The organism is Mesorhizobium huakuii, assembly GCF_030160235.1.
Taxonomy (GTDB): Bacteria; Pseudomonadota; Alphaproteobacteria; order Rhizobiales; family Rhizobiaceae; genus Mesorhizobium; species Mesorhizobium huakuii.
In genome coordinates, this window is the sequence record NZ_BSNY01000023.1 from 166,298 (window position 1) to 192,382 (window position 26,085).

The window sequence follows — 26,085 nt, forward strand, 5'->3', positions numbered from 1 at the left end:
GCCTCTAGCCCACCCGATGAGATGCCAGGACCGCCGCGGCGGGCGCGGATTTGAAGAAGTATTCCACGGCGTCCGCTCGCTTGCCGGCCGACAGCGACGCGAGGCTGAGCCAGGGCGCCCAGGCGCCCGGCCGCAGCGCATATTTTTCGCGCCGCCGGATGGCGTTCCACTTCGCGGTCCGTGTCAGCAGTTCATGCGTCAATGGGGGCTGCCTTTCGTCGGCGACGAGCTGGTAGAGGAAATAGAACAGGTTGAGCGCGCCGGCCTCGAAGCTCGGCCGCGTCTCGGCCGGCAGCGAGCGGATCCGCTCCTCCAGCGCGACGATGAAGTCGGCCGCGCGGGTAACCGTGTCGAAGCTGACCGCTTCGCCGATGTCGCGCAGGTCCCGCGTGGCTTCCGCGAGGCCCTCGCGCTCGAGGTTCTCTGCCACGATGCGCAAATGCGTCCTGCGCATCTCCTTGCTGTGCCGGCTGGTAACACTTGCCTGATGGATCCGGTAGACGACCAGGTTCTCGGGCATCATGGCCGCCGGGTAGCGAGCGGCCAGCCGCCTGAAGAGATCGAAATCCTCGGCGTGCCTGTAGGTCGAGTCGTAGTGGAGGTCGGCGTCTTCGATGACCTTCCTGTTGTAGACGACCGTCGGGTGCATGAAGATGGTGAAGAACATCGCCAATATGGGCATGCGGCCGAACCGGAACACCGGATCGGGCTTGCCCCTGGCGATGCGGCCGCGGATCAACATGTCGACGCCGGCGCCGCAGAAGCCGAGTTCGGGCCGCTGCTCGAACAGCGCCACCTGGCGCGACAGGCGCCAGGGATAGGCGACATCGTCGGCGTCCATGCGCGCGACCAACTCGCCGCTCGCGACCGCCAGGCCTTCGTTGAGCGTCGCGACGAGGCCACGGTTTTCGCGCGAGATGATCGAGACGCGGCTGTCGGCCTGCCGGTATCGCTCGAGGATCTCGAGCGAATTGTCGCTCGATCCGTCATCGATCGCGATGATCTCCAGGCGGCGGTAGTCCTGCCGCAGGATGCTTCCAAGTGCTGCTGCGAGGTAAGGGCCGGCATTGTAGACCGGCAGCAGGACGGAGACGAGCGGCGCGGCGGTCATGGTCTTGCATCCGTTCGCGGAAGGTCGAGGGATGGCGCGCGGCCATCGGGCGATCCGCCGGGATAAGCTTGCGCCGGCCTCGCGAACCAGCCGGCATGACCGGCCCGGGCTTGCCGGACATAAGGGAAGTGGCGCTTGAGGCTGTTGAGCGGCCTTTCGAAAACCAGCCAGGAAATCGCGGCCACGACAATCGTGGCGCTGCTTGCAACCAGGAACCGTCCTGCCCCTTGTTCCGAGACATTGAGCGGAATCCACGGCTGCGACTTGATAGCGAGCGACAACAGTATGGGGTGATAGAGATAGACGCCGTAGCTGATACGGCCGAGGGCGAGCAGCGGCGGCAGTTCCGCCACCCTGCCAGGGATGCCGCCAAGGCCGCGCGAACAGGCGGCGACGATTACTATCAGCGGCACCAGGGGCAGGACTTGCAGCAGCAGCCAGCGGGCCCATTCCAGCGTCGGATCGGGAGGTGCCGGGACAAACCACTCGATCATCAGGAACGCGGCCGCGAAGGCAGGCCAGCCCAGCCGCATCCATTGCGGCAGGCCGGCGCCCCTCGACCGCCAGCAGGCAAGCAGCGCGCCCGACGCCAGCGCGTCCATGGATGCCGGCGGCAGCAGGTCGCGCGCCAGTGCCGGGTTGGCGGTGACCGGCCAGTAGAAGCGATAGGCCAGCGACAGCGCGATGACGCCGATGCAGATCTGTTCGAAGCGCCGGTATGGGACCAGCAGGACGACCAGCGGCCAGGCGATATAGAACTGCTCCTCGATGCTCAGGCTCCAGAAATGGCAGAGAACCCAGGGGTTCCAGTCGTTGCGCAGCGCATACCAGAAATTCGACAGGTAAAGCGCATGCCAGACCAGCGATCCCCTGGACTGCTCCAGATCAAACAGCCAGACGAAACCCAGCACGGCAAAATAGGGAGGGAATATCCGCAGCGCCCGCCTGATGTAGAAGGAACGCAGCGCGGGGCCGGCTTCAAACGCGGCGGCCGAACGCGCTTCCAGGAGCAGGCGGGTGATCAGGAAGCCGCTGAGAACGAAGAACAGCCGCACGCCCATATGGCCCCAGAACGAGGATCCTCCCGCCGCGAAGAAATGGGAATACATCACCATCGTCACGGCGATGGCCCTCAGCGCGTCCAACTGGATGTCGCGGGCATTTGCCATCAGCAGCTTCCACGGGCGGCGTGGCGTCCGCGATGAGGCCGGCAGCGGGCCATTTCGAGCGGCAGGCCAAAGCGCATGAGACCCGCCGCTACGCCAACGTTATCAAACCCGCGCTGTGCGAGCCTGCCTGGGTCGATCTCGCAATCGACGGACGGACGGCTCAAGTCGGTCAACCCGGCGGAATCCTTCACGGCGTATGTCCAGTCGCAAGCGAGTCCCCCGTCGGATGGTTCGGTCACGGCATTGTGCAGCGCAACACAAAAAATTTAGCGAGCTGAAATACTTATGTGAGCGGGGCCAAAAATCGGCAAAAAGCCGCCATTTTTTCGGGTTCTGGCGATTTCCCATAGCACTTCAACCTTTTGGTTCGAGTTGTGTCAGTCTACTCGCCTTGGTTGATCGGAGGCATTTCTGCTTCAGGAGACAGGAAGTGTCCGAATTTTCGTTAAAAAGATCTCGAAATTCGATAATCTACATTTTAGCTATTTGGGTTCATTCGGATTTGTCCGGGGAATGAACTGGAATCATTGGCTTTTGCGATGCAGCATAGTTTGCCCTTTTTCGTCGGCCGACCACACGGCTTGCTCCCTCAAAGGCAGGCATTCGGCCAAGCCGCGGGTTGTGGAAAGGCCTTTCACGCGGCAAGAAAGCCGTGGCCCGCCGAGGGCTCACACCGCCCCAAACACCACCGTCTGCGCCAGCCCTCGACAAGGCGCTCGGCGGCGGCTGGGATGGTAAGACCGGGCCAGGGCCAGGCGGCCCGGTGACCGGTTGCGCCTGTCATGGAGGCCGGCATTTGCGATGGCGGCCTTCAGGGAATGAGGGAACTGCAATTCCTGGCGCAGGCCTCGGCCTCCGTACAATGGTCGATCTTTCATGCACCGACGGCAGGGCTGCTGGTGATGGCGCCACGGCCGGCGGGACTGTGCACGGCGTCGTGAACGAAATGTGTAACCAAAATCGGGGGCCGTCCGTTTATGATGCGACGGAGGCCATGCGATGTCGCGCACCTACGATCTTGCATCCGATGTGATCCGGCGTGTCTATGAAAGGCGGATAGACGCGCCGGCGATCCTCGATAGCGCCACGGAATTTCCGAACGCCGCGAAATTCACCGGCGCCTGGCGCGACATCCGCGATGAAGCGCTTGGCGTGCATCTGGGCAAGGTCCCGCGTTTCCACGACATCATGCCCGAGCAGGCCGATATCTCGGCCAATGACGGCCTCGACTGGCGCATGTTCGTGCTCAAGGCCTACGACATGCCGGTGCCGGAGAACCTGGCGCGGATGCCGGTTCTCAGCCGCTTGCTTGCCGAATGCCCGGAAGTCAAATCGGCGGCGATCTCCTTCCTGGCGCCGCGCAAGCACATACCCAGCCATCGCGGACCTTTCCGCGGCATCATGCGGTTTCACCTTGGCCTGGTCATCCCGCGCCAGGCCGACGGCCGCCCGGCAACCATCATGATGATCGACCATCAGGAGAAACGGATCACCGACGGCGAAGGCATGCTGTGGGACGACACCTACCCGCACGAGGTGATGAACAACGCCGATGAAACCCGGATCGCCTTGCTCATGGATGTCTGGCGTCCGGGAATGCCCTGGGACATGGAAATGCTGTCCCGGGTGATCGTGCGCGGCGTACAGGCGGGCATGCGCCGCCGGGGCGTGTCGTTCGGCGGCTGAGCCGGCGAGGGCGCCTCAACATCTGCCTTGACCCTATCAAGCCGTCCGTGCTGCCTCACGACAGGTCGGCCGGTTCGGCCTATCCCATTGCCGCCGGGCCGGTTTTTGCCATCCGGCAGGGAAGGGTGGAACAGAAGTGACATCGATGCCGGTTGCCAATCGCGAAGCGGCGCCCTTGCCCGTCGCGGCGCTGATGGGGGCCATGGTGTCGATCCAGATCGGCGCCACCTTCGCAAAGACCCTGTTCCCGCAGATCGGCGCGCAAGGCACGACGACGCTGCGGCTGGTAATCGGCGCGCTGATGCTGATCGCGGTGCTGCGGCCCTGGCAGATGCGGCCGTCGCGCGCCACCTTGCCGTGGCTGGTCGCCTATGGGGTGACGCTCTGCGCGCTCAACCTCTTGTTCTACGCAGCCCTTGCCAGGATCCCGCTCGGCGTCGCCGTGGCGCTCGAATTTTCCGGGCCGCTGCTGGTGGCGACGCTGACCTCAAGGCGCGCCAGCGATTTTGCCTGGATCGCGCTTGCGCTGGCCGGCATCATCCTGTTGTCGCCTTTCATCCGCTCCTTGCAGCCGCTCGATCCGACCGGGGTGATGCTGGCATTGGCGGCCGGCGGCTTCTGGGCGCTCTATATCGTGCTGGCGCAGAAGGCAGGGGCGGAGCTCGGCACCCGCACCACCGCCTATGGCATGGCGATCGCCGCCGTGCTGGTGCTGCCCTTTGGCGTGGCGCAGGCGGGAACCGGGCTTCTGGCGCCGTCGATCCTGGTCAGCGCGCTGCTCGTCGGCCTGTTTTCCAGCGCGCTGCCGTTCTTCCTGGAGATGGTGGCGCTGACCCGCATGCCGGCGCGCATCTACGGCACGCTGACCTGCCTGGAGCCGGGGCTCGGCGCGCTGGCCGGCTTCCTGTTCCTGCACGAAAGCCTGACCCCGCCGCAACTGGCCGGCATCGCCGCCGTCATCGTCGCGGCCGCCGGCACGGCACTGACCTCGAAGCCGCCGGTGCCTTCGCCGGAATAGCGTGGACGCCAGGACCGCATGGCGACTTCATCTTGGCGCGAGCCGGCGGCCTGTTGTCGTCAGAACTTGACGCTGAGGTTGGCCTTGGCGCCATTGTCGACCGCGCCGCCGCCGAACTGGCCGGAATAGGACAGGCCGAGCGTCGCATTGGGCGACATTTCATGTCGATTGCCGGCTTCGATGACAGCCGCATCCCCAGAGATCGGCACGCCGGCGATGGTGAAAGCGTCGCCGCCCACGAAGGCGAAGCTGGAGGTCGGCGTGATGTCGCCGAAAGCGTGGCGCCAGCCGAGCATGCCGCGCGCGGTGGCATTGACGCCGCCAAGCGCGAAATCGGTCGAGCCGCGCAGGCCGAGCGTGGTGAAGGTGGCGTTGCTGCTCGTGCCGGCGCTGGTCACCAGGCCAGGAAAATCGCGCTGCCCGTCCGGCAGCGGAACCATCCGGACCTATCTCACGCTCGTTGGCGTGTAGCCGAAGCGGCGGCGGAAACAGCGGTTGAAGTAGGACACATCGCTGAAGCCGTTTATCAGCGCGATTTCGCTGACGCGCAGGGCGTCATGATGCCTTTGCGAGAGCATCTTGCGTGCTCCCTGCAAGCGCTGTTCGAGAACACGTTCGGAAAAGCTGATGCCTGTCTCCTGGAGCAGATCCTGGACGTAGCGCGCCGACAGGCCGAGTTCTTTCGCGACGCCTTGCGCGGAGATGCCGGGATTGGCGAAATTGTCGGTGATCCTGGCCAGGATTGCCTGCAGCCTCGCCGCCCGCAGGCCGCGCAGGCCGGCCAGTTCGGCGGCCTCGCCCTTCGCGCCGGTCACCAGCCCGATCAGATCGACGATCGTTTCCGTGGCATGGGTTATGAGATCGGGCGAGGCGAGAGGAGGGCCGGTCTCGAGCAATTGGCAATAGCGTTTGAGGAAATCGAGCGCTTCGTTTTCGACTTCGATCTTCAGCGCCAGCCTGTCGTCGATCTGCGGGAAGGCCTGGGTGAGGATCGCGCGTGGCACGACCACGTTCGTCCACGCATTCCAGTCGGCGCCGGTCATTTTCAGCGCTTCCGCCGCGGTGACCAGGACGGCTTCCCCCTGGCCGACGCCGTATTCGCGGCCGGCCTGCGCCCCGCTCAACACGGTGTCGGCCTTGTTGATCAGCAGCAGATAGCCGTCATTGCCGTCATCGGCGATGTTGCTCGCCTTCCGCGTCGCCTGCCGGATCGTCCCGGCCATCTGGCCAAGCACGAGCGATCCGACAGCGGTGGCTTCGATCGCGGCCTGGAACGGCAGTTTTTCCGATATGCCGTATTCGACCGACCAGATCTCGGCGACATGAATATCCTGCCAGAGGGAAAAGCGGTCGCGTTCGCCAAGATGCTCGGGCAATTGAGCTGATGAAAATACTGTTTTTCGTGACAAGGAAGCGCCCCCGCTAAACCCGCATTCTCAAAAAATCGAACGCGGCGCTTTCCATTCCAGGAATAACCAGCGACATAGGTCGCCAAGCGTTCAACGGATCGAGTTGGACCCTTAGTCGAGCTCAGTCACGCTTGGCGTCACCCGAAAGTATGACGCCAGCAAAATCGTCCAGGCAGGATCGGCGTCCTTGCACCGACCGGGCCGCTCAAAAATTGCTGGTTTCATCTTTTGCCCGCCATCCATCATGGGGGCATGCCGGGGTGTAGGAGAGACGGTGGGAAGGCTGAGCAGCGAAGTCCTTTTTTCGATTGTCGGCGATATCTACGACTGCGTGCTGAATCCCGACGGGTGGACCGGGGTCATGATCCGCATCACCGAAGCCATGGATGCGGCCTATAGCACCATCGCGCTTGCCAGCACCGCCGGCAATCATGGTCGCTTCGCGGCCCAGTCGCCGTGGGATCCGGAGCGGATGCGCGTGCTCCAGGAGGATTATGACTTCGACGCGATTCCCGGGCTGAAGGCCGCGGTCGTCGGCGATATCGACACGCCCGTCGCGACATTGTCGCATATGAGCGAAGCCGACCTCCAGCGGACGGCCTTTTTTCAGAATTGGGCCAAACCGCAGGGATTGCGTGAAGGCTGCATCACCAAATTCGTTCATACATCGGACCGCATCGGGCTCATGGGTTGCACCACGCGGGCAAGCAGGGAGGTGATTTCGGCCGAGGAGCAGCGTTTCCTGGCAATGCTGTCGCCGCATCTGCGCCGTGCGTCGCTGATCGGCGACCTGCTCGACCAGGCCCGTGTCGCCGCCAATCTTTATCGCTCGGCGCTCGACCATCTCGCCGTGCCGGTCGTTCTGACCGGTGCCAACGGCGCGATCCTCCATGCCAATGGAGCCGCCGGTCTGATGCTCTCGGGACATGGTCCCATTCTTTCCAGGAACGGCGTGCTGCAAACGGAGAATCCGGCGGTTGCCCGTGCCCTGCTGGAAGCGATCGCCGGCGCCGCGGACGCGGATGGCTCGCTTGGGGCACGCGGCATCGGCCTGCCCATTTCGGCCCCGGGTCAGCCGCCCGCCGTCGCCTATGTGCTGCCGTTGAGCGAAGGCACGGCGCGCGCGGCTTTCCGGCCCGCCTGTGCCGCCGTCTTCGTCTCGACCACGACGTCCTCTTCGCCACTGCCCGAGGCCGTTCTGACCACGCTGTTCGACCTCACGCCGGCGGAGGCGCGGGTTCTGCTGCGCATCGGCAGCGGATTGTCGGCGTCCAGAAGCGCCTTGTCGCTCGGCATCGGCGAAAACACGCTGAAGACCCACCTCAACCGCATCTTCGCCAAGACCGGCACACGCCGCCAGGCCGATCTGGTCAAACTCCTTTCGGATATCGGCACGCCCGTCGCAACTCCCGGATCATAGTGCGGACCCGGCCGAGGCCGCCGGTCTCCGCCTCGCGGAGGGGTTAGCAGTTTCCTGACGCGCCGATCGACTGCGGCCGATCGGCCACAGCGATCCGGAAAGTGCAGTGGCGCGTTTCAGGACAAGTCCAGTGCGGCCCAGCCCAAGACGTGACCGGCGGACAATGCAACACCGGGGGCTCGATCGCCGCGGAGCATTTTCGCGGCGGGGACCACAACCCCTGGGGCGGCAGACAAACTATGAAAACGATCCTACTCGCTACGGCCTTCTTCCTCGCGCCGATCGGCATGGCATGCGCGGCTGACATCAACGAGGTTTCGCCCGTTTCCGGCTATGACTGGTCCGGTCTCTATGCCGGTGTCAACGTCGGTTATGTAGCCGGAAAGTCCAATCTCTTCATCGCTGGCGGCGGCATCGGCGGGACCACGGACCTTAATCTTCCCCTCGATCCAGACGGTTTTATTGGCGGTATTCATATCGGCGCCAACTACCAGATGGAGAACCGTTTCGTGCTCGGCGCCGAGGCCGACATCGCCTACAGCAATGTCGACTCGCTGACGCCCCTCGATGCAGGTGGCGGTGGTTTCAGCACATTGCTCAAGAGCGAACTCAAGTGGTCGGGTGCGGCGCGGCTGCGAGCGGGCTACGCTTTCGATCGGACTCTGCCCTACATCGCTGCCGGCGTGGCCGCGGCGAAGTATGAAGTGACTGCGATCGGCGGCAGCGGCGCCATTGAGATACCATTGCATGACGAGACCCATGTGGGCTGGACCGTTGGCGCCGGCATCGAGCATGCCTTTACCGACAGATGGATCGCGCGGGCCGAATACCGCTACTCCGACTTCGGCAGCAAGGACCTCTCGGTAGCGGCCGGTCTGCCCACGGAAACGCATGTCGATCTCAAGACGCACGATATCCGGGTCGGCCTCAGCTACAAGTTCTGATCCGCCAGGCTGAACATCCCCGCGCGCGCCCTTGCCGCGCGGGGAAACGCGATTCGCCGTCACATCGGCTTTCGCCAATCGACGGGCATCAACTCTCCATTGGACTTCGCCGGGGCGCCACCCATATTGAGTCCATGGAGCTTTGAGCGTGTCCTTCGCGCGGGTGGCCCTTCTTGCCATGGCTTTTGTCGCCGTGGCTGCATTTTCTCCCTTCTCGTCGGCTGGGAGCGAGAAGGTTGCGCTGAGCGTCGCCATTGACGGCGCCATCGGGCCGGCGAGCACCAGGCAACTCGAGGAGGCGCTCGATGTCGCCGCCAAGCGGGACGTCGCAGTCCTCATCCTGCAACTCGATACGCCCGGCGGGCTGGTCACCTCGATGCGCGAGATGATCGCCGACATCCTGGCTTCGCCGGTGCCCGTCATCGGCTATGTCGCGCCGGCGGGCGGCCATGCGGCGAGCGCCGGCACCTATATCCTCTACGCTACCCATGTCGCGGCGATGGCGCCCGGCACCAATCTCGGCGCGGCCACACCGGTCGAGATCGGCGGGCTGCCGTCGCTGCCGGGCGGCGACAAGGGTGATCAGAAAGACCAGGGCGACCAGAAGGGCCAGGGCGATCAGAAAGGCCAGGACGGGCGGCCCGCGGGCGACGCGATGATGGCCAAGGTGACCAATGACGCGGTCGCCCTGATCCGCTCGCTCGCCGAACTGCGCGGGCGCAATGGCGACTGGGGCGAGAAGGCGGTGCGCGAGGCGGCAAGCCTGTCGGCCAATGCGGCGCTGCAGGAACATGTCATCGACTTCGTCGCCCACGACACCACCGAGCTGTTGCAACTGGCCGATGGGCGCACCGTCGATGTGGCCGGCAAAAAGCAAGTGCTGGCGACCAAGGGGCTGCCGGTCGAGACGTTGGAGCCCGGCTGGTTCATCCGGCTTCTCTCGGTCATCACCGATCCGAACATCGCGGTCATCCTGATGCTGGTCGGCGTCTATGGCATCGTCTTCGAGTTCACCAGTCCCGGCGCGGTCGCGCCCGGCGTCATCGGCACCATCTGCCTGGTGCTCGGCCTCTATGCGCTCAACCTCCTGCCGATCAACTATACCGGCCTTGCGCTGATGCTGCTCGGCATCGCCTTCCTCATCATCGAGGCCATCAATCCCACCGTCGTGCTCGGCGTGAGCGGCGTGGCCGCCTTCCTGTTCGGCGCCGCAATGCTGCTGAGGGTAGAGGGGCCGGGCTTTGCCATGTCCTGGGCCGTCATCGGTCCCGCCGCCGCGCTGACGCTTGGGCTGGCGCTGCTGACCGGCACCTATGTCTGGGCGGCGCGCAAGAACCCGCCGCGCGTCGGTGGCGAGGCGATGCGCGGCCTGCCGGTCGAAATCCTCGACTGGCAGGGCGGTGAGGGCCATGTGCTGGCGCTGGGCGAGCGCTGGCGGGCAAGGGCCGACGAACCGATCGCGGCCGGCGACAGCGTCGAGGTCACCGACATCAGCGACCTGGTGCTGACCGTGCGGCGGCGCGATGCGGCAAGGAATGGAGCAAGACAATGATGGTTGGTTATGTGGCCTATCTGGTCGTTGCGCTGGTCGTGATCATGTTCCTGTCCGCGGCCGTGCGTATCCTCAGGGAATACCAGCGCGGCGTGGTCTTCACGCTCGGCCGCTTCACCGGGGTCAAGGGTCCGGGTCTCATCATCCTCGTCCCCTTCGTGCAGCAGATGGTGAAGGTCGATCTGCGGGTGGTGGTGCAGGATGTGCCGCCGCAGGACGTGATTTCGCGCGACAACGTCTCGGTGAAGGTCAACGCGGTGCTGTATTTCCGCATCGTCGACGCCGAGCGCGCGATCATCCAGGTCGAGGACTACATGGCCGCCACCAACCAGCTGGCGCAGACCACGCTGCGCTCGGTGCTCGGCAAGCACGAGCTCGACGAGATGCTGGCCGAGCGCGACAAGCTCAACAGCGACATCCAGGAGATCCTCGACCAGCGCACCGACGCCTGGGGCATCAAGGTGTCCAATGTCGAGATCAAGCATGTCGACCTGAACGAGAGCATGATCCGCGCCATCGCCAAGCAGGCCGAAGCCGAGCGGCTGCGGCGCGCCAAGGTGATCAATGCCGATGGCGAGCAGCAGGCGGCGGCGAAACTGGTCGAGGCGGGCCGCATGCTGGCTGCCGAACCGCAGGCCATGCAACTGCGCTACTTCGAGGCTTTGCACGACATTGCCGGCGAGCGCTCGTCGACGGTGGTGTTCCCGCTGCCGGTGGATCTGCTCAGCCAGTTCATGAAACAGGGGAAGTGAGGGGGGAGCGCGTAGTCTCCACCACAAGGGGGAGATCGGCAGCTTCGCCCTTCACACCCGCCAGGGCGGCTCCGGCGAAAATCGCTTGCTGATCCAGTCGGCGAAGGCGCGGGTCTTGGCTGCTTGTCCCTTGGCTGAGGGCACGACGACGTAGACCGCGCCTTCGTCGGCCAGCGTCCACTCCTCCAGGACGGGCACCAGTCGTCCGTCGGCGAGCTCGCGGCCGATCAGCCAGTCGGTGCTCATCATCAGGCCGAGGCCCTGCACGGCGGCCTCGACCAGCACCTCGGCATCGTCGCTGACCAACGGCCCGGAAACCTCGACGCGCGCGCGCCGGCCCTCGCGGTTGGTCATCTCCCAGGCCGGAAAGGTCTGGAAGCCGCTGAAGCCCAGGCAGGAATGTTCGAGCAGCTCCTGCGGCGTCCGCGGCCTGCCTCTGCGGGCAAGATAGGCGGGGGCGGCGCAAAGCAGCCGGCGCCGCGTCGCCACCTTGCGCGCCACCAGGCGCGAATCCTCCAGCGCGCCGAGCCGTACGGCGACGTCGAAATTCTCGGCGACCAGATCGGCGAAGCGGTTGGAGAATTCGGCCTCGATGCGGATATCGGGAAATTCGGCAAGGAATTGCGGCAGCAGCGGTCCGATCCACATGCGCCCGAACGTGCCGGGCAGCGCCAGCCTGAGCAGGCCGCGCGGGCCGCCGCCGGCATGCGCCGACGCGGCGGCCTCGGCTTCGTCGACGGAGGCGAGGATGGCGCGCACGCGCACCAGGAATTCGGCACCCGCTTCGGTCAACGACACGCTGCGTGTCGTGCGGGAGAGCAGCCTGACCCCCAGCCGCTCCTCCAGCGATTGCAGGCGCCGCGACAGGATGGTCGCGTCGCGCCCGACACGCACTGCTGCCCTGGTGAAGGAGCGCGCCTCGGCGATGGCCGCGAAGGCCGCCATTTCGGCAAGGGCCGCCGGTTCGTGGGATTGCTGCATATCTAGCATTACTCAAATGCAAAATGGATCGATTATCCAGAAATAGCGCAGCAGATAGGTTCGCTCAACCATCAATCGTCCCACCGGAGTGAAAACCATGAAAGCCATCGAACTGAGCCAACCCAGGCTCGACGCCTTCCGCGCCGCCACCGTCGCCACCCCCGAACCGCAGCGCGGCGAGGTGCTGATCCGCCAGCGTGCGGCAAGCCTCAATTTCGTCGATGTCGCGGTCGCCAGCGGCAACTATCCCGGGCCGACCTTTCCGCTCATCCCCGTCGCCGACGGCGCCGGCGAGATCGTCGCGCTGGGCGAGGGCGTTACGAATTTCAGCACGGGCGATCGCGTCGTCGCCCATGCCAAGCCGCGCTGGATCGGCGGCCGGCCGCGGCCCTACGAGATGACGCAGATGCGCGGCATCGCGCTGCCGGGTTCGCTGGCCGAATATGTCGCGCTGCCGGCCAATTCGATCGTGCCGGTCCCGGCGCATCTTTCCTACGAAGCGGCGTCGACATTGCCGATCGCCGGCACCACGGCGTGGAACGCGCTGCGCACCGCCAATGTCGGGCCGGGCTCGGTGGTCGTGCTGCTCGGCACCGGCGGGGTCTCGATCTTCACCCTGCAGCTGGCGAAAGCAGCCGGCGCCACCGTCATCATCACCTCGTCGTCGGACGAGAAGCTGGAGCGGGCGAAGGCGCTGGGCGCCGATCATCTCATCAACTACCGGGGGACACCGGACTGGGACGGCAAGGTGCTGGAACTGACCGGCGGCCTCGGCGCCGACCTCGTCGTCGAGACCGGCGGCACCGCCACCTTCGCCCGCGCCATCAACGCCACCGCGCCCGGCGGCACGCTGTTCACCATCGGTTTCGTCACTGGCGCCGAGGCCACGGTCAACCTGCTGCCGATCATCATCAAGGCGCTGAAGGTGATCGGCAACAACACCGGGTCGGTGTCCGACCTGCGCGACGCCGCCCGCGCCATCGGCGCGGCCGGGATCGAGCCCGTCGTCGACAAGGTGTTTTCACCCGGTGACGCGGCCGAAGCCTACGCCCACATGGCCGCCGGCGGCCTGCACTTCGGCAAGCTGGCGTTCGGGTTGGAGTGGTAGGCGCGAAAGTGAACGAGCGCGTAATCTCCAGCGCAAAGGGAGATTACGCGCTCCACCCTCAGATCAGCTTCTCCAGCGTGATCGGCAAATCGCGCACCCTCTTCCCCGTCGCGTGGAACACCGCATTGGCAATCGCAGGCGCGACACCGACGATGCCCAGTTCACCCACGCCCTTGCCGCCGAGCGCCGAGGAGTGCGGGTCCGGGATGCCGACCGAGATCACCTCGATGTCCGGGATGTCGGCATTGGTCGGCACCAGATAATCGGCGAGGTTGTTGTTGACGATGCGGCCGTGGCGGCGATCCATGATGCCTTCTTCCAGCAGCGCCTGGCCGATGCCCATGATGATGCCGCCCTTCCACTGGCTTTCGGCGAGCTTCGGGTTGTAGAGCCGGCCGGAATCCAGCGCCGACACCACGCGCGAGACGCGCACCGTGCCGAAATCCTCGTCGACGCGCACCTCGATGAAATGCGCGCACCAGGAATAGCGCGAATAGTCGCCCTCTGTGTGCGGCAACGCCATGGCGATGGTGGTGTAGTTCTTGTAGCGGTCCTCGGCCGTCGAATTGGCCGGCATGGTGTCGCCGGTCGCCTCGATGCGGTCGCGGCCGACGCTCTTGAGCAGTTCGGCGATCGAGACATCGGGGCCATCGCCGCGCGGCGAGCCGATGCGGCCCTTGGCGACGACCAAAGTGTTGGCCTGCAGCGCGTGGAAGGGCGAGCGTGGATCGCTGATGGCGAGCCCCACCAGTTGGTCGAGCGCCGAGGTCGCGGCCTTGTGTACCGCACCCGTCATCACGCCGGCCAGCCGCGAGCCGCCGCTGACGCCGGCGCGGGCAAAGCGGGAATCGCCGAGCTTCACCACCACGTCGTCGGCCGGCACGCCTACCGTCTCGGCGGCGGTCTGCGCCAGGATGGTGTAGGTGCCCTGGCCCATGTCGATCGAGGAGCTTTCGACCTCGACCGAGCCGTCGGCCAGGATGCGCACGACGGCCTCGCCATAGGCGCGCCGAACCGGATAGGTGCCGGCGGCGACGCCCCAGCCGATCAACTGGTTGCCGTCGCGCATCGAGCGCGGTTCCGGCGAGCGCCTGGCCCAGCCGAAACGCTCCGCACCCGCCGCAAAAGCCTCGCGCAACTGCCTGGTCGACCAGGCTTTTTTGGCGTGCGGATCCTGTTCGGCATAGTTGCGCAGGCGGATTTCCAACGGATCGATGCCGACCACGTAGGCAAGCTCGTCGATGGCGCTTTCGATGCCGAAGGCCGAAGGGTTTTCGCCCGGCGCGCGCATGGCGCCCGGCACCACGGAATTGACCCGCACGACATTCTGCCTCGAGGAGAAATTCGGCGTCGCGTACATGATCGAGGTGACCGAGCCCAGCGGCTCGACCCACATGCCGTCGATCGAGGTTTCATTGACGCCGCGGTGCACGATCGACTGGATCATGCCGTCGCGGTCGGCGCCGATCGTCACCGTCTGGCGCGTCGCGGCGCGGCCGCCATAGCCGGTAAAGGTCTGCTGCCGCGTCATCACCAGCTTCACCGGCCGTCCCAGCATCTTGGCGGCACTTGCCGCCACCGCCCCATGGCTGAGCGCCAGCGCCTTGGAGCCGAAGCCGCCGCCAATGTAGGGCGAGACCAGCCGCACATTCTCGAATGGCACTTCGAACCATTCGGCATAGGTGCGGGCCATGCCGTCGAGCCATTGGCTCGGCTCCCACACGGTCAGATGATCGCCCTCCCAGCGCGCGACCAGGCCATGCGGCTCCATAGGCGCCTGGTATTCGCGCGGCGTGTTGTAGGCGGCGCAGATGCGCACCGGCGCGGCGGCGAAGGCGGCGGGCGCATCGCCCCATTCCTTGGTCATGGCGTCGATCGGAATGCCGTCGCCGGCCTTGCCGTCGCTGAGGTCGACGATGGAAGGCGTCTCGTCATAGCTGACCTTGACCAGGGCTGCTGCGGCGACCGCCTGCTCGAAGGTCTCGGCGACAACCGCCGCGACGTGCTGGCCGGAGAAGGTGATGTCGCGCGCCAGCGGACAATAGGGCTTGTCGGGCGGCGGCGTGCCGAACCAGTCGGATGCGGTCCTCAGGCTGATGATGGTGTCCGGCGTCAGCACCTGCAGCACGCCCGGCGCTGCCTCTGCCTGCACAGTGTCGATCGCGCGCACCTTGCCCGAGGCGATCGTGCTTTCGACCAGCACGGCGTAGGCCAGTCCTTCGAGCTGCTGCTCGACGGCATACTTCGCCGCACCGGTGATCTTGGCCGGGCCGTCGACGCGCGACAGCCGGCCGCCGAGGGCTTGCGCCAGCGCGCCATCCAAAGCATCGCCATGTCTTGTGTGAACGGTCATGCCGTCTCTCCCAATTTGAGGATGGCGCGCGCGACAACGCGCGGCGCGAGCTCGATTTTGTAATGGTTGGCGCCATGGTCGACGGCACCTTCGACGGCGAGCAGGCTGGCGGCACGGACGGTTTCCGGATCCAGCACCTTGCCTTTCAGCGCCGCTTCCACGGCCCGGGCCCGCCACGGTTTGGTGGCGACGCCGCCGAGCGCCACGCGCAGGTCACGGATGGTGCGTCCGTCAGCCTCGAATTCGATGCCGACGGCAGCACTTGCCGCCGCGAATTCATAGGATTGCCTGTCGCGGATCTTCAGATAGGTCGAGCGGCGGGCGGCGGCGGAGCCGGGGATTTCGATGGCGGTGATCACCTCGCCCGGCTCGATCGCGTGTTCCCTGTCGGGCGTGGTGCCGGGCAGCAGGAAAAAGTCGTCGACCAGGATGCGACGATCGCCGAGATGAACCGTCGCGTCGAAGGCCACCAGAGCGGTGGCGAGGTCGCCTGGATACATGGCGATGCAGGCGTCGCTGGTGCCAAGCACGGCGTGGCCTCTCGTGACGCCGCCGATCGCCGAACAGCCGCTGCCCGGCACACGCTTGTTGCAGGCGGAAAAGTTCGCGGGATCGCGGAAATAGGGGCAGCGCGTGCGCTGCATCAGATTGCCGCCGATGGTCGCCATGTTGCGGATCTGCGCCGACGCCGCCTGCCACAGCGCTTCGGAGATGGCGGGGAAGCGGCTCTTGATGTCGGCATGGTCGGCGACATGACCCATTTTGGCAAGCGCGCCGATGGTGGCGCCGCGTTCGCTGACATCGATCCGGTCGAGCCCCTTGAGATGGGTGATGTCGACCAGCGTGTCGGGCTCGGCGACGCCGCATTTGGCGAGGTCGATCAGCGTGGTGCCGCCGGCGAGCAGCATGGCGCCGGGCAGGGCGGCTGCCTGGCGTGCGGCGTCAGTGGAAGTGGCGCGCAGGTAAGAAAAATCCCTCATGATGCGAACTCCTGGGCTGCCTGGCGGACGGCGGCAACGATGTGCGGATAGGCGCCGCAGCGGCAGAGATTGCCGGCCATGTATTCGCGGATTTCCTCATCAGAGCCGGCATGGCCCTCGCGGATGCAGGCCACCGCCGACATGATCTGGCCCGGCGTACAATAGCCGCACTGGAAGGCGTCCTGTTCGAGGAAGGCAGCCTGCACGGGATGCAGTTCGCCCTCCCGTGCAAGCCCCTCTATCGTGGTGATGCTGCGGCCCTCGGCTTGTGCTGCGAGCGTCAGGCAAGCCAGCACGCGCTCGCCGTCTATGTGCACGGTGCAGGCGCCGCACTGGCCATGGTCGCAGCCCTTCTTGGTGCCGGTCAGGCCCAGCCGCTCGCGCAAGGCATCGAGCAGCGTGACGCGCGGCTCGAGCTGCAATTCGTGATGCTGGCCGTTGATATCGAGATGGACGGGGATTTTTGTCATGGGCGTCTGGCTCCAGTTGCTTGACGCTGAGGGGAATGATCTGGTGTCGGGGCGGGGGAGGGCAAGGGCGTCTTGGTCAATCTCCCGCTGGCAGGGGAGCTGTTGCTTGCGGCCTTGAAAGACGTGACATACCGGTTCCCCTTCTTATATGATGAAGGCACTCCACAAAAGCGGAGGCGCCTCCGTTTATTACGTGGGGGCTGACCCGGCCGGGTTCAAGCCCCTGACACAAGGTGGAGAAAAAATTGGCCGTCGAGCCGTCCACAATCGCCGAAACGAAGACCGCCGCGGAGGAAAAGCCGCTGCGCGTGGATGCCCAGCGCAACCGCGACCGGCTGGTCGAGGCGGCGGCTTCGGTGTTTGCCGAGCGCGGCATCGATGCCTCGCTGGAGGAGATCGCGCGCCGCGCCGGCGTCGGCATCGGCACGCTCTACCGGCATTTCCCGACGCGCGAGCATCTGGTCGAGGTGGTCTACCGCCGCGAGGTGGAGGGGCTGTGCGCCGCCGCCGGGGAGCTCGCGGCAAGACACCCGTCCGATGTCGCCCTGGAGGAATGGATGCGGCGCTTCGTCGACTACATCGCCACCAAGCGCGGCCTGGCGACCAGCCTGCGCATCCTGCTCACCACCAATTCGACGCTGTTCTCCGACACGTCGGGGCGGGTCTCACAAGCCTTGCGGCAACTGGTCGAGGCGGCGGTGGCCGACGGCACCATCCGCGGCGACGTCGATGCCTCGGATGTGCTGCACGCGCTCGGCGGCATCTATTCCGCGCCGGATACGCCGGAATGGCGCGACCGCTCACGCCGGCTGGTCAAGCTGTTGATGGACGGCTTGCGGTTCGGCGCGGGGAAATCCGTCAAGGCCTGACGATCTCCACGACCGGTTCCAGCGACGGAAAAACCTTGTAAACAGGCGCCTGCGTTAGCCATGGCAGGCTAGGCCCGTGCGCCGCACTTGCATCTGAATGCGACCGGTTGTTAAAATCCTCACATTTCAGGTGACCAACAGGCCCACGCATGACGGCTCGCAAAGCGCAAAGGACGGCACGGCTTATCGATCTGCTGTCGCAGCGGCGGGTTATCCATCTCAGCGAAGCGGCCGCACTGCTCGGCGTTTCCGAGATGACGGTGCGGCGTGACATCGCCACCAACCAGGGGCAGATCGCCTATCTCGGCGGGCACATATTGGCGGCGGCCGAGATCGAGGCCGATATTCCCTACGAACTGGCGACCGCGGCCGACAGTCATGCGGCGGCCAAGCGCGAAGCCTGCGTGCACGCGGTGCGCAAGATACGGCCCGACGAGACGATCTTCATCGACTGCGGCACGACGCTGATCCATCTGATCGATCTCATTCCCGACAATTATCAAATAACGGCAATATGTTACGCCATGAATGTCGCGGAACGCCTGAGCCGCAAACCCAATGTCACGATCATCATGCTGGGTGGTGTCTACCATCCGGCGTCGGCGTCCTTCTCGGGCACGCATGATTTCGACATTTTGAACAGCGTCGGCATAAACGCGGCCTTCCTGTCGGCCGCCGGCGTAGACGCCAAGCGCGGCGCCACTTGCGAGCATTTCCACGAGGCGGTGGTGAAGCAGAAGGTGATGAGCCTGGCGCGCGAGAATTACCTGGTCATCGACTCGAGCAAGATCGGCAAGCTGAAGCGGGCTTTTTTCTCGGTCATGGATGGCTTTGATGCGGTGATCACCGAGCATGGCGAGGTTGCCTCGGATTCGTTTTGATTCCTCGGCGCAATGGTTTGACGGATGGCTAGCGTTCGACGATTGGCACAAACGTTCATCGTTTCGTCATCCATGGGCGGAGCAAGGAGCGTAGCGACGCGGCGCAGACCCCTGGAGCTGCTCCGCAGCCCAAGGGATCCATGCCGCGACCTTCGAGCGCCGCTGCGGTGCAGAATTCTGAACCGTTGCAAAACCTTAACGTCCCGGAATGGATCCTCGGGTCTCGGCGACGGAGCTTCGCTCCTGCTACGCCCGTGGATGACGAAGTTGGGGAAGCTTCGGCCAAATTTCCTGTGCAGCGCTGATAGCTGCCAACCTGACTCCGTTTGACATTTCCCCAACGTGATGGAAAAGTCACAAAAAAAGTAAGAGAAGTCTCAAAAGAGGCTCGACAGGGTAGGGGACGCGTCAACGGGAGGAAGTGCGGGCGTCATGATCGAACAGGGTTCGATTGCGCCATTTTCCGGGACGCCCTTGCTGCGCGTCGAGGGCGTCAGGAAGCGGTTTGGCGGCGTCAACGCGCTGCGCGGTGTCAGTCTCGAAGTTCGCTCCGGTGAAGTGCATGCCTTGCTCGGCGAGAACGGCGCCGGCAAGTCGACGCTGATCAAGATCCTGAGCGGCGTGCATGTGCATGATGGCGGCTCGATCGAAATCGACGGCAAGCCTGTCTCGTTTTCCTCGCCCGCCCGGTCGCGCGATGCCGGCGTGGCGGTCGTCTACCAGGATCTGAGCCTGGTCGAGTCGCTGTCGGTCGCCGACAATCTGCTGTTGGGACGAGAGCCGAAGACGCGGCTTGGCTTCCTGAAAAAACGCCAACTGGTGGCGCAAGCCGAAGCCTTTCTCAAATCGCAGAACATTCCGCTCGACGCCCGCGCCATGGTCGGCTCGCTGCCCTTCGCCTATCGCCAGATGACCGAGATCGCCAAGGCGCTGATGGGCGACGTTCGCCTGCTCATTTTGGACGAGCCGACCTCGGCGCTGACCGATGATGAGGAGAAGATCCTGTTCGAGGCGATCCGGGCGGTCGCCGCGCGGGGCGTCGGGGTGATCTACGTCACCCACCGCCTCAACGAGGTGTTCCGCATCTCGAACCGGGTCACCGTCTTCCGCGACGGGCAGAACGCCGGAACCTTCGTCACGGCGCAAACCAATATGCGGCAATTGGTCGGCGCGATCGTCGGGCAGGATCACGCCGTGCTGAAGGCAGATGGCGCGGTATCTGGACAAGGCATGACGCCATCCGTCGTTTTCTCCGAAAAGCCCGTGCTCGAATTGAAAGGCGTCAGCAATGACCGGCTCGACGGGGCCAGTCTCGAATTGCGCGCCGGCGAAATCCATGGCCTTGCCGGGCTGATCGGCAGCGGGCGCACCGAAATCCTGCAGACCATCTTCGGCCTGCGGCCCGCCCAGTCGGGCGAGGTCAGCCTGGACGGCGTCTCGTTGAAGGCAACAGACCCGGCGGCGGTGATCGGGCTGGGCATCGCGCTGGTGCCGGAGGACCGGCACGTCCAGGGCCTGGTCCTCGAACATTCGATCGAGCGCAACCTGACCTTGCCGCGGCTGCCCTATTTCTCGCGCCTCGGCTGGCTGCAGCGCGGTCCGGCGAGCGTACATGCCAATGCCGCGATGCGCAGGCTGGCCGTCAAGGCGCCAAGCGCGTTGACCCTGGTGAAGAACCTGTCGGGCGGCAACCAGCAGAAGGTGGTGTTCGGCAAATGGAACGAGCCGCGGCCGCGCGTGCTTTTGCTCGACGAGCCGACGGTCGGTGTCGATGTCGGTGCGCGCGAGGAGATTTACGGCGTCATTCGTGCCGCGGCGGCGGCCGGCAGCGGGGTGCTGCTTGTGTCGTCCGATCTGTCCGAACTGCTGCAGCTCTGCGACCGCATCTCGATCGTCGTCGACGGCCGCATCACCAGGACGACCATGCGGCCGGACTTCGGCAGCGCCGAGGACCTCCATCACCTCATTCAGATTTCGCAGCCATCGGAAGAGCACGCGGCATGACCGACACACAAAACCCGGCAAAAGCCGCCGCCAGCCAACCGGGCGGCCGCTCGGCCTTGCGGTATCTGCTGCAGGGCGAGCGCCCCTACATGCTCTACGTCGCCTTCGCCATCATGCTGATCGTCTTCAGCCTGGCGTCGCCCTGGTTCCTGTCGATCGACAATTTCCTCAACATCGGCCGCCAGACGACACTGGTCTCGATCATCGCGGTGGGCATGACGTTCGTCATCATCTCCAGGCAGATCGACCTGTCCGTCGCCTCGACGCTGGCGCTTTCGGGCATGAGCGCATCGCTGGCCATGGCATTCGTCGCCAACAACTGGGTCGTCGGCGCCGTGGCGGGGCTGGGCACCGGGGCGCTGATCGGGCTGCTCAACGGCGTCTTGACGACGCGTCTGGAAATCCCGTCCTTCCTGGTGACATTGGGCACCCTGAGCGGCGCGCGCGGCCTGGCGCTGATGGTCACCAACACCAAGCCGGTCATCATCACCAACGAATATTATTTCGCGATTTTCGGCGAGGGCTCGGTGCTCGGCATACCGGCGCCGATCCTGTGGACGCTCGGCGTCACCATCGCCGGCATATTGCTGCTCCACTACAGCGTCTATGGGCGGCGGGTTTACGCGGCGGGCGGCAACCCGACGGCGGCACTCTATTCCGGCGTCCACATCAAGCAGGTCACGACGCTGGCCTTCGTGCTGACCGGGACGCTCGCCGGGCTGGCATCGCTGATCCTGTCGGCGCGCTCGCACGCGGCGCGGCCCGATGTGGTGCAAGGCATGGAGCTCGATGTCATCGCCTCGGTCATCCTCGGCGGCTGCAGCCTGTTCGGCGGCCGCGGCTTCGTGCTCGGCACGCTGCTCGGCAGCCTGATCATCGGCACGCTCAACAACGGGCTGGTGCTGCTCGGCGTCAGCTCGTCGCTGCAACTCGTCATCAAGGGGGCAATCATCGTCGCCGCGGTCGCGTTCACGAGGAGGTAAGGCGCGCCACGGACATCAGCAGAAAGCGCCGGCTCCAAACGGCGAAACGAACGTCAGAAATCAACGGAGGAAGTCATGAAACAATCGGCAAGAATCCTGTTCAGCACATTGAGCCTCGCCGCCAGCGCTTTCGCGCTGTCGACATCCCTGAGTTTGGCGCAGACGCCCGACACTTGCGTCACCGGCGTCGACATGGCGACGCTCGGTCCCAAGGGCATTGTCGGCCAGGGGCCCCACGGTGAAAAGGCAGCCTCGCCCGACGAGCTGAAATTGACCGACGAAGAGGCCGCCAAGGTCAAGGCGGGCAAGTTCAAGGTCGGCATTTCCATGCAGACGGTGAACCTCGACTGGTCGCAATTGCAGGTGCAAGGCATCAGCGAAACGCTGGCCAAATATGGCGTCACCGTCACAGGCGTGGCCTCGGCCGAATATCAGGTCGACAAGCAGATCGCCGATATCGAGAACACCATCCAGCAGCATCCCGACGGTATCATCTCCATCCCGGTCGACTTCACCGCGACGGCGCCGACCTACAAGAAGGTGGGCGAGGCCGGCATCAAGCTGGTGTTCATGGACAGTATCCCGGTTGGCCTCTCATCTCCCAAGGATTTTGCCTCGATGATCTCGGCCGACAGCCAGGGCAACGGCCAGATCGCTGCGACGATCCTGGCGTCCTGCATGCCGAAGGGCGGCACGATCGGCCTGGTCAATTTCGGCGTCGATTATTTCAGCACCAATGAGCGGACCAAGGGCGTCAGCGAGTGGATGAAGAAGAACCGGCCCGACATCGTCATGAAGCAGGTGGACTTCACCGACCCGTCGAAGGTCTCGCAGATCGCCGGCGACTTCCTCACCGGCAATCCCGATGTGAAGGGCCTGTACGCGGTGTGGGACCAGCCGGCGCTCGACACGCTGTCGTCGATGCGCGCGCAAGGCATCGACATTCCAATCACCACGGTCGATCTTGGCCTGCAGTCGGCGATCGAGATCGCCAAGGGCGGTCCGCTCAAGGCAACCGGTTCGCAGCGTCCCTATGACCAGGGCGTGGCAGAGGCGCTGGCGATGATGAAGGCGCTGATCGGGCAACCCACGCCCGCCTGGGTCGGCGTGCAGTCGCTGCCGGTGGTGCAGTCCAACGTGCTGGAATCCTTCAAGACCGTCTTCCACAAGGATCCGCCGGCCGAGCTCGTCGACGCCTGCAACAGCGCCAAACCGAAGTGCAATTGAGGTAGCTTGCATGGGCGCGGGTAAAACCCGCGCTCATGAGCGGCTGGCCCGTGCGGGCCGCTGGCTAGATCGTGCCAAACCTTGTATCGGAGAAGCGGCTAGGCCTTCGCCTCGACCAGGATCACCAGCGATTCCGGCACCACGCCATCGTGCGCCATGGCATCGGCGGCCGCCTTGCTCTGCATCAGCGCGGCCATCTTATCCATATCCGGCACGTCCATCATCACGGCCACCCGTTTCGGGTTCTGCGGATCGACGAAGGTGCGGATGTTGGTGATCCCCAGCGAGCCGAAAAGCTCCTTGCGCTTGGGTGAACTGAGCCAGTGCTTGCTGTCTTTCGAGATGTCGTGATGGCCAATGACTGTTGGCATGGCATCCTCCCCGAGGTGACGCCGGCGGCCGAAATCGCCCGCCTATGTTGCGATCCACCTGTACGGGCCAGTGAGCGCCGTTTCCCATCGGCTGTCAATTAGCTGTTGCTGATGGAGCGCTAGAGCTCCAGGCAGACCTTGCCGAAATGCTTCTGGGCTGCGTAGTGCGTGAAGGCGGCGGCTATGTCGCGCAGCGGGAAGCGGCGGTCGATGATCGGCTTGATGCCGTTGACGTCGATCGCTCGGATCATGTCCTCCTGGTCCGCACGGCTGCCGATGGAAATGCCGCTGATGCGGATCTGGTTCGAGAATACGGCCGGGATCGAGATATCGGCAGCAAAGCCGGTCAGCACGCCGATCAGGGCGATGTGGCCGCCTGTCCGGCACGCGGTTATGGATTGCGCCAGCGTGGCGGGGCCGCCGACCTCGATCACATGATCGACGCCGCGTCCTGCCGTCAACTCCCGGGCCTTGCGGCCCCAGTCCGGCACGGCCCTGTAGTTGATGACGGCGTCGGCGCCGAGGCGGCTTAGCCGCTCCAGCTTTTCCTCGTCGGAAGAAGTGGCGATGACCCGGGCGCCGGCGGCCTTGGCGAATTGCAGCGCAAACAGCGACACGCTGCCGGTGCCGAGGACCAGCACCGTGTCTCCCGGCTTGACCTTGCCGGATACGACCAGGCCTCGCCAGGCGGTGACGCCGGTGCAGGTCAGCGCCGCCGCTTGCGCATGCGTATAGCCCGCCGGAGCCTTGGTGAAGGCCTGCGCGGGCATGCAGACATATTCGCTGGCGAAGCCGTCGAAGCTTTCTCCCGGAATGTCGCGCCTGGTGGCGGGCGTCATGTCGCCATCCAGCCACCAGGGATAGAAGACACTGACCACACTGTCGCCGGGCTTGAGCGTGTCGACGCCGCTGCCAACGGCGATCACTTCACCCGCACCGTCGGACAGCGGCACGCGGCCGTCGGCCAGCGGTGTCTTGCCCTGCACCGCGAAATCGTCGCGCATGTTCAGCGAGCAGGCGCGGATCCTGACCATCACGTCGCCTGGCCCAGGCTGGGGCGGATCTTCCTCGACCAGGTCGAGCCTTTCCAAGCCACCCGGCGCTCTCAGCCTGACCAGCCTCATTGTCTTCTCCGATGTGTGGGGATGTCTGGATACGGGCGGCGGCGAACCGGCGCTATCGGATCTGGCGGCCGGAAATCACCCGCAGCCAGGGAGCGAGATGAATGGCGCTCATCAGGAGATACATGGCCGGCATTCCGGTCAAAGACGGGCCGGTGAGCGGGGAGGCGCCCATGCACAGCATGGCGGCGTCGCCAGCTTGAAGGCAGGACAGCAGCGCCATCACGGCGAAGGTGGGTGCCGCCGCGAGGCACAGCCAGTCGGCGATGCCAAGGTGGGTCGTTTCCCTGCTTTGATGGACGGTGCCGCCGGCGCTTGTGTGGATGTCGCTCATGGTCTTTTTCCCTGGATGGCTGCGACTGATCAGGACTTGGTTCCTCTCCCCCGCCAAGGGGGGAGAGGAGACGCTTTCCGGCCCGGTCCCTGCTACTCGCCCTTGTCGCGGAAGGCGGCTTCGCCGGCGGCGGCCACTTCGGCCCATTTCTTGTCGGCCCCGGCTTCGTAATTGTCGTGCCAGTTCCACCAGCTGTAGAGCGGGGTCTGGGGATAGCCTTCGGGCGAATCCTCCCAGATCTCCTGGCGGCCGAGCGGGGTGGCGTCGAGATAGCTCCAGACCGTGCCCATCTGCTCGTCGCCGCGGCTGTTGATGAAATAGGTGCGGAAGACGCGGTCGCCGTCGTGGATGAAGACGTTGTGGCCGTGCCATTCGTCGACGCCGAAATCCTTGTCGAAGCTGTCGGTGATCGTATACCAGGGCATCTCCCAGCCCATCCGCGCCTTCAGCCGCGCAATGTCGGCCTGCGGCGCGCGCGAGGCGTAGGCCAGCGTGGTGTTGCGGGCGTTGAGATGGGCGAGGTGGCCGACCTGATCGGCGCCAAGCGAGCAGCCGCGGCAGGCATGATCGGGCCAGCCATAGACGCCCGGCTCGAAGAAGGCGCGGTAGACGATCAGCTGGCGGCGGCCTTCGAACAGGTCGAGCAGGCTTGCCTTGCCGTTGGGGCCTTCGAACACATAGGCCTTGTCCACTTCCATCCACGGCATGCGCCGGCGTTCGGCGGCGAGCGCGTCCTTGGCGCGCAGCGTCGCCTTCTCCTTCACCAGCATCTTTTCGCGGGCGGCGTCCCATTCCTGCCGTGAGACGATCGGCGGGGTCTTCATCGTCATGTGCTTGGTCATTGGTCTTCTCCTTTGTCAGTCATGGTGCCGTCGCGGCCTGTGATCGCGTCGGGATCCAGGCTAGGGCGATGAGGCTGGGTGAGGTGAGTTACATTCGCGACGGGATTTGAATCGTCCGGCCCGGCGCAGCAGGGGTGGCGGGGCCGTGCGGTGTGTTCGAGATTGTCGGTTGCAGGCATTTTCAACTATCCCTAATGAGATGCTTACTATTAATACCTGAGATGCTCAGGCTACCGAGTGCCGGAATTGGTGCCGATGGCGGCCTCAGCCACATGGCCAGGTCGCCATCGGGCCGCTGCCGCTTGCTGACCGGCGGTGGTGATTTAAGTTAGGGCGCAAACGTGCCGCGGTGGGAGTTACAAGTGTGACGGGATTTGAATGGATTCGCTGATCACCGCGGCGGCGCTTGCCCTGGCGGCGGGCGATCCGCTTGGCGCGCTCGACCGCGTCGCCCTGCGCGAGGACGCGCCGGCGCTGGCGCTGCCCGGCATCGCCGCGTC

Annotated in this window: 25 protein-coding genes; 13 read left to right on the forward strand and 12 right to left on the reverse strand. The window is 65.1% G+C overall.

The features are described from left to right. Positions 1-4: 4 nt before the first annotated feature. On the reverse strand, positions 5-1,111 hold the full coding sequence (locus QQK95_RS13150) for a glycosyltransferase family 2 protein (protein WP_284272958.1): 1,107 nt from the start codon (positions 1,109-1,111) through the stop codon (positions 5-7). Beyond that, a complete protein-coding gene (locus QQK95_RS13155) occupies positions 1,108-2,280 on the reverse strand; it encodes an acyltransferase family protein (protein ID WP_284272959.1) in 1,173 nt (390 codons plus the stop codon). The genes QQK95_RS13150 and QQK95_RS13155 overlap by 4 nt, the downstream gene beginning before the upstream one ends. Before the next feature lie 818 nt (positions 2,281-3,098). On the opposite strand from QQK95_RS13155, the gene QQK95_RS13160 reads away from it, so the two are divergent. From QQK95_RS13160 to QQK95_RS13170, 3 genes are all read left to right on the forward strand, one after another. Continuing rightward, positions 3,099-3,221, forward strand: coding sequence for a hypothetical protein (locus tag QQK95_RS13160; RefSeq protein ID WP_284272961.1), 123 nt, complete (start codon positions 3,099-3,101; stop codon positions 3,219-3,221). Between the two features lie 58 nt (positions 3,222-3,279). Beyond that, positions 3,280-3,966, forward strand: coding sequence for an aspartyl/asparaginyl beta-hydroxylase domain-containing protein (locus QQK95_RS13165; RefSeq protein WP_284272963.1), 687 nt, complete (start codon positions 3,280-3,282; stop codon positions 3,964-3,966). Between the two features lie 136 nt (positions 3,967-4,102). Beyond that, positions 4,103-4,984: an EamA family transporter gene (locus tag QQK95_RS13170; RefSeq protein ID WP_284272965.1), complete on the forward strand. Its 882-nt coding sequence runs from the start codon at positions 4,103-4,105 to the stop codon at positions 4,982-4,984. 59 nt (positions 4,985-5,043) lie between these two features. Here QQK95_RS13170 and QQK95_RS13175 read toward each other — a convergent pair whose 3' ends face one another. After that, positions 5,044-5,424: an autotransporter outer membrane beta-barrel domain-containing protein gene (locus tag QQK95_RS13175; RefSeq protein WP_284272967.1), complete on the reverse strand. Its 381-nt coding sequence runs from the start codon at positions 5,422-5,424 to the stop codon at positions 5,044-5,046. Between the two features lie 6 nt (positions 5,425-5,430). Next, positions 5,431-6,360 (reverse strand): AraC family transcriptional regulator, encoded by a 930-nt coding sequence (locus QQK95_RS13180; protein ID WP_284272969.1) that lies wholly within the window; start codon positions 6,358-6,360, stop codon positions 5,431-5,433. 307 nt (positions 6,361-6,667) lie between these two features. On the opposite strand from QQK95_RS13180, the gene QQK95_RS13185 reads away from it, so the two are divergent. The 4 genes from QQK95_RS13185 (at position 6,668) to QQK95_RS13200 (ending at position 11,061) form a co-directional block, all read left to right on the forward strand. Further along, positions 6,668-7,813: a helix-turn-helix transcriptional regulator gene (locus QQK95_RS13185; protein ID WP_284272971.1), complete on the forward strand. Its 1,146-nt coding sequence runs from the start codon at positions 6,668-6,670 to the stop codon at positions 7,811-7,813. Between the two features lie 239 nt (positions 7,814-8,052). After that, positions 8,053-8,757: an outer membrane protein gene (locus tag QQK95_RS13190; RefSeq protein WP_284272973.1), complete on the forward strand. Its 705-nt coding sequence runs from the start codon at positions 8,053-8,055 to the stop codon at positions 8,755-8,757. Positions 8,758-8,905: 148 nt separating this feature from the next. After that, positions 8,906-10,309, forward strand: coding sequence for an NfeD family protein (locus tag QQK95_RS13195; protein WP_284272974.1), 1,404 nt, complete (start codon positions 8,906-8,908; stop codon positions 10,307-10,309). Continuing rightward, the gene (locus QQK95_RS13200) at positions 10,306-11,061 is read left to right on the forward strand and encodes a slipin family protein (protein WP_284272976.1); all 756 of its coding nucleotides are present in this window, start codon (positions 10,306-10,308) and stop codon (positions 11,059-11,061) included. Before QQK95_RS13195 ends, QQK95_RS13200 begins: the two co-directional genes overlap by 4 nt. 51 nt (positions 11,062-11,112) lie before the next feature. Here the strand turns inward: QQK95_RS13200 and QQK95_RS13205 are convergent, their stop codons facing one another. Then, entirely contained in the window at positions 11,113-12,042 is a 930-nt protein-coding gene (locus QQK95_RS13205; RefSeq protein ID WP_284272978.1) for a LysR family transcriptional regulator, read from the reverse strand. Positions 12,043-12,139: 97 nt separating this feature from the next. Between QQK95_RS13205 and QQK95_RS13210 the strand changes: the two genes are divergently transcribed. Continuing rightward, entirely contained in the window at positions 12,140-13,150 is a 1,011-nt protein-coding gene (locus QQK95_RS13210) for a zinc-dependent alcohol dehydrogenase family protein (RefSeq protein WP_284272980.1), read from the forward strand. Between the two features lie 58 nt (positions 13,151-13,208). Here QQK95_RS13210 and QQK95_RS13215 read toward each other — a convergent pair whose 3' ends face one another. The 3 genes from QQK95_RS13215 to QQK95_RS13225 are packed head-to-tail and all read right to left on the reverse strand — an operon-like array spanning position 13,209 to position 16,953. Beyond that, complete coding sequence (locus QQK95_RS13215; RefSeq protein WP_284272982.1) at positions 13,209-15,503, reverse strand: xanthine dehydrogenase family protein molybdopterin-binding subunit; 2,295 nt, start codon at positions 15,501-15,503, stop codon at positions 13,209-13,211. Further along, on the reverse strand, positions 15,500-16,483 hold the full coding sequence (locus tag QQK95_RS13220) for an FAD binding domain-containing protein (RefSeq protein ID WP_284272984.1): 984 nt from the start codon (positions 16,481-16,483) through the stop codon (positions 15,500-15,502). The genes QQK95_RS13215 and QQK95_RS13220 overlap by 4 nt, the downstream gene beginning before the upstream one ends. After that, entirely contained in the window at positions 16,480-16,953 is a 474-nt protein-coding gene (locus tag QQK95_RS13225) for a (2Fe-2S)-binding protein (protein ID WP_284272986.1), read from the reverse strand. The genes QQK95_RS13220 and QQK95_RS13225 overlap by 4 nt, the downstream gene beginning before the upstream one ends. Positions 16,954-17,198: 245 nt before the next feature. Between QQK95_RS13225 and QQK95_RS13230 the strand changes: the two genes are divergently transcribed. The 5 genes from QQK95_RS13230 (at position 17,199) to QQK95_RS13250 (ending at position 22,917) form a co-directional block, all read left to right on the forward strand. Beyond that, complete coding sequence (locus QQK95_RS13230; RefSeq protein WP_284272989.1) at positions 17,199-17,822, forward strand: TetR/AcrR family transcriptional regulator; 624 nt, start codon at positions 17,199-17,201, stop codon at positions 17,820-17,822. 149 nt (positions 17,823-17,971) lie between these two features. After that, the gene (locus QQK95_RS13235; protein WP_284272991.1) at positions 17,972-18,703 is read left to right on the forward strand and encodes a DeoR/GlpR family DNA-binding transcription regulator; all 732 of its coding nucleotides are present in this window, start codon (positions 17,972-17,974) and stop codon (positions 18,701-18,703) included. A gap of 432 nt (positions 18,704-19,135) precedes the next feature. Further along, a complete protein-coding gene (locus tag QQK95_RS13240) occupies positions 19,136-20,707 on the forward strand; it encodes a sugar ABC transporter ATP-binding protein (RefSeq protein ID WP_284272993.1) in 1,572 nt (523 codons plus the stop codon). Beyond that, complete coding sequence (locus tag QQK95_RS13245) at positions 20,704-21,690, forward strand: ABC transporter permease (RefSeq protein WP_284272995.1); 987 nt, start codon at positions 20,704-20,706, stop codon at positions 21,688-21,690. Before QQK95_RS13240 ends, QQK95_RS13245 begins: the two co-directional genes overlap by 4 nt. A gap of 75 nt (positions 21,691-21,765) precedes the next feature. Beyond that, the gene (locus QQK95_RS13250) at positions 21,766-22,917 is read left to right on the forward strand and encodes a substrate-binding domain-containing protein (RefSeq protein ID WP_284272997.1); all 1,152 of its coding nucleotides are present in this window, start codon (positions 21,766-21,768) and stop codon (positions 22,915-22,917) included. 98 nt (positions 22,918-23,015) lie between these two features. Here QQK95_RS13250 and QQK95_RS13255 read toward each other — a convergent pair whose 3' ends face one another. From QQK95_RS13255 to QQK95_RS13270, 4 genes are all read right to left on the reverse strand, one after another. Further along, the gene (locus tag QQK95_RS13255) at positions 23,016-23,288 is read right to left on the reverse strand and encodes a hypothetical protein (protein WP_199641784.1); all 273 of its coding nucleotides are present in this window, start codon (positions 23,286-23,288) and stop codon (positions 23,016-23,018) included. 119 nt (positions 23,289-23,407) lie between these two features. Then, positions 23,408-24,412: a zinc-dependent alcohol dehydrogenase family protein gene (locus tag QQK95_RS13260; RefSeq protein WP_284273001.1), complete on the reverse strand. Its 1,005-nt coding sequence runs from the start codon at positions 24,410-24,412 to the stop codon at positions 23,408-23,410. A gap of 52 nt (positions 24,413-24,464) precedes the next feature. Then, complete coding sequence (locus tag QQK95_RS13265; RefSeq protein ID WP_284273003.1) at positions 24,465-24,743, reverse strand: hypothetical protein; 279 nt, start codon at positions 24,741-24,743, stop codon at positions 24,465-24,467. 92 nt (positions 24,744-24,835) lie between these two features. Next, entirely contained in the window at positions 24,836-25,585 is a 750-nt protein-coding gene (locus tag QQK95_RS13270) for a DUF899 domain-containing protein (protein ID WP_284273005.1), read from the reverse strand. Positions 25,586-26,085: the final 500 nt, after the last annotated feature.

Coding starts and splice junctions, on each gene's coding strand:
- QQK95_RS13150 (WP_284272958.1), bottom strand. CDS start 1,111: ATGACCGCCGCGCCGCTCGTCTCCGTCCTGCTGCCGGTCTACAATGCC.
- QQK95_RS13155 (WP_284272959.1), bottom strand. CDS start 2,280: ATGGCAAATGCCCGCGACATCCAGTTGGACGCGCTGAGGGCCATCGCC.
- QQK95_RS13160 (WP_284272961.1), top strand. CDS start 3,099: ATGAGGGAACTGCAATTCCTGGCGCAGGCCTCGGCCTCCGTACAATGG.
- QQK95_RS13165 (WP_284272963.1), top strand. CDS start 3,280: ATGTCGCGCACCTACGATCTTGCATCCGATGTGATCCGGCGTGTCTAT.
- QQK95_RS13175 (WP_284272967.1), bottom strand. CDS start 5,424: ATGGTTCCGCTGCCGGACGGGCAGCGCGATTTTCCTGGCCTGGTGACC.
- QQK95_RS13190 (WP_284272973.1), top strand. CDS start 8,053: ATGAAAACGATCCTACTCGCTACGGCCTTCTTCCTCGCGCCGATCGGC.
- QQK95_RS13200 (WP_284272976.1), top strand. CDS start 10,306: ATGATGGTTGGTTATGTGGCCTATCTGGTCGTTGCGCTGGTCGTGATC.
- QQK95_RS13205 (WP_284272978.1), bottom strand. CDS start 12,042: ATGCAGCAATCCCACGAACCGGCGGCCCTTGCCGAAATGGCGGCCTTC.
- QQK95_RS13210 (WP_284272980.1), top strand. CDS start 12,140: ATGAAAGCCATCGAACTGAGCCAACCCAGGCTCGACGCCTTCCGCGCC.
- QQK95_RS13215 (WP_284272982.1), bottom strand. CDS start 15,503: ATGACCGTTCACACAAGACATGGCGATGCTTTGGATGGCGCGCTGGCG.
- QQK95_RS13220 (WP_284272984.1), bottom strand. CDS start 16,483: ATGAGGGATTTTTCTTACCTGCGCGCCACTTCCACTGACGCCGCACGC.
- QQK95_RS13225 (WP_284272986.1), bottom strand. CDS start 16,953: ATGACAAAAATCCCCGTCCATCTCGATATCAACGGCCAGCATCACGAA.
- QQK95_RS13235 (WP_284272991.1), top strand. CDS start 17,972: ATGACGGCTCGCAAAGCGCAAAGGACGGCACGGCTTATCGATCTGCTG.
- QQK95_RS13240 (WP_284272993.1), top strand. CDS start 19,136: ATGATCGAACAGGGTTCGATTGCGCCATTTTCCGGGACGCCCTTGCTG.
- QQK95_RS13245 (WP_284272995.1), top strand. CDS start 20,704: ATGACCGACACACAAAACCCGGCAAAAGCCGCCGCCAGCCAACCGGGC.
- QQK95_RS13250 (WP_284272997.1), top strand. CDS start 21,766: ATGAAACAATCGGCAAGAATCCTGTTCAGCACATTGAGCCTCGCCGCC.
- QQK95_RS13255 (WP_199641784.1), bottom strand. CDS start 23,288: ATGCCAACAGTCATTGGCCATCACGACATCTCGAAAGACAGCAAGCAC.
- QQK95_RS13260 (WP_284273001.1), bottom strand. CDS start 24,412: ATGAGGCTGGTCAGGCTGAGAGCGCCGGGTGGCTTGGAAAGGCTCGAC.
- QQK95_RS13265 (WP_284273003.1), bottom strand. CDS start 24,743: ATGAGCGACATCCACACAAGCGCCGGCGGCACCGTCCATCAAAGCAGG.
- QQK95_RS13270 (WP_284273005.1), bottom strand. CDS start 25,585: ATGACCAAGCACATGACGATGAAGACCCCGCCGATCGTCTCACGGCAG.